This is a genomic window from Roseivivax lentus (assembly GCF_900156805.1).
GTDB classification, from domain to species: Bacteria; Pseudomonadota; Alphaproteobacteria; order Rhodobacterales; family Rhodobacteraceae; genus Roseivivax; species Roseivivax lentus.
On record NZ_FTOQ01000036.1, the window covers coordinates 1 to 2,497 of the forward strand.

General features: G+C 62.2%; 2 protein-coding genes. Both read left to right on the forward strand.

Annotated features, from left to right (window positions below; translation table 11 throughout):
- The first annotated feature begins 113 nt into the window (after positions 1 to 113).
- Entirely contained in the window at positions 114 to 1,643 is a 1,530-nt protein-coding gene (istA, locus tag BW990_RS20850) for an IS21 family transposase (protein WP_076451411.1), read from the forward strand.
- Positions 1,633 to 2,424, forward strand: coding sequence for an IS21-like element helper ATPase IstB (istB, locus tag BW990_RS20855; RefSeq protein ID WP_076451409.1), 792 nt, complete (start codon positions 1,633 to 1,635; stop codon positions 2,422 to 2,424). Before istA ends, istB begins: the two co-directional genes overlap by 11 nt.
- Positions 2,425 to 2,497: the final 73 nt, after the last annotated feature.

Below are 2,497 nucleotides of genomic sequence, written 5' to 3' on the forward strand. Positions count from 1 at the left end.
TGTTGGATGTCACCGAGAACTGACCCGGCAGCAGTCGGAATTGTCACTGAGATTTGACCCATGTGGAACCTTGCCTCTGACGGAGTTCGTCGGGGGTTATCGGAGTGATCGACATGGGATTTTTGAGCGTCATTCGACGTTGGGCTTTGCGGGACAAGATGCCCATCCGCGAGATTGCGCGGCGGACCGGGCTGTCTCGTAACACCATCAAGAAGTATCTGCGGGCAGGGATTACTGAACCCCGGTTCCAGACACCGGCGCGGCCAAGCAAGTTGGACCCGTATGCGGAGAAGCTGTCCGGCTGGTTGGTGACGGAGCAGCGCAAGTCGCGCAAGGACCGGCGCACTGCCAAGCAGATGCATGCTGATCTGGTTCAGCTTGGCTATGACGGCTCGTATGAGCGGGTCGCAGCCTTCGTGCGGACCTGGAAAGGAGACCGGCAGCGCGCGCAGCAGACGACCGACCGCGGGACATTCGTTCCGCTGGTATTCCAGCCGGGCGAAGCGTTCCAGTTCGACTGGAGCGAGGACTGGGCCCATGTCGGCGGCGAGCGCATCAAGTTGCAGGTGGCTCACATCAAGCTGTCGCACAGCCGCGCGTTCCTGGTCAGAGCCTATCTGTTGCAGACGCATGAGATGCTGTTCGACGCGCACTGGCATGCGTTCCGGGTCTTCGAGGGCGTGCCGGGCCGCGGGATCTACGATAACATGCGCACGGCGGTAGACCGCGTGGGCGTTGGCAAGAAGCGCGATGTGAATGCGCGGTTCATGGCCATGACCCGCCACTATGTGTTCGAGCCCGACTTCTGCAATCCGGCGGCGGGCTGGGAGAAGGGCCAGGTCGAGAAGAACGTCCGCGATGCGCGTCACCGTTTGTGGCAGGTGATGCCGGCCTTCCCGGATCTCGATGCGCTGAACCTCTGGCTGGAACAGCGGTGCATGGCGCTGTGGGCCGAGACCGCGCATGGCGGCCTGCCCGGCAGCATCGCCGATGTCTGGGAGGCCGAGAAGCCTGCGCTGATGCCGCTGCCCACGGCCTTCGATGGCTATGTCGAGCAAAGCAAGCGGGTGTCGCCGACCTGCCTGATCACCTTCGATCGTAACCGCTACTCTGTCCCTGCCAGCTTTGCGAACCGCCCTGTCAGCCTGCACATCTATCCTGAACGTCTGGTGATCGTGGCCGAAGGGCACATGGTTTGCGAGCACCAGCGCATCATTGAACGGTCGCACCGGCACCCTGGCCGCGTCATCTATGATTGGCGCCATTACCTCGCCGTGGTTCAGCGCAAGCCGGGGGCGCTGCGCAACGGCGCCCCGTTTGCCGAGATGCCAGAGGCATTCCGACAGTTGCAGGGACAGATGCTGCCTAAGCCCGGCGGTGATCGCGAGATGGTCGAGATCCTGTCCCTGGTCCTGCATCACGATGAGCAGGCCGTGCTCTGCGCCGTGGAAATGGCGCTGGATGCGGGCGTGCCGACCAAGACCCATGTGCTGAACCTGCTCCACAGGCTGGTGGATGGCACACCGGCCGATCAGCCGAACGTGACTCCACCAAAGGCCCTTACGCTGCGCAAGGAGCCAGAGGCCAATGTTGCGCGCTATGACGGATTGCGCACCATGGGAGGCACACGCCATGCGTCATGATCCCGCCGGAGCTGCCATCGTCATCATGCTGCGCAGCCTGAAGATGCCAGGCATGGCGCAGGCCGTGCGTGATCTCATGGAGCAAGGTGCCCCAGCGTTCGACGCGGCAATCCCGATGCTGTCGCAACTGCTCAAAGCTGAGATGGCCGAACGCGAGGTGCGCTCCATCTCATACCACATGAAGGCCGCGCGCTTCCCGGCCTACAAAGACCTGTCCGGCTTCGACTTCGGTGCCAGCGATGTCAACGAAGCCCTCGTGCGGCAACTCCATCGGTGCGAGTTCATGGACGCGGCCGAGAACGTGGTGCTGATCGGCGGCCCCGGCACAGGGAAAAGCCATGTCGCGACCGCCCTTGGCGTCCAGGCCATCGAGCATCACCGCAAACGCGTGCGCTTCTTCTCCACCGTCGAGCTGGTGAATGCGCTGGAACAGGAAAAGGCACAGGGAAAGGCCGGGAAGATCGCTGAGGCGCTGGTGAAGACCGAATTGGTGATCCTCGACGAGCTTGGATACCTGCCGTTCAGCGCCTCGGGCGGTGCGCTGCTGTTCCACCTGCTCAGCAAGCTCTACGAGCGCACCAGCGTCATCATCACCACCAACCTGAGCTTCAGTGAGTGGGCGAGCATCTTCGGCGATGCGAAGATGACCACCGCGCTGCTCGATCGTCTCACCCACCGCTGTCATATCCTCGAGACCGGCAACGACAGCTATCGCTTCAAGGCCAGTTCCGAGACGGCGAAGAAGAAACGAAAGGAGACACCAGCATTGACCCCATCATGAACCAGCAAACATAACGAAAGGGCGGGTCAGTTCTCGGTGACAATGCCGGGTCAGTTCTCGGTGACATCCAACA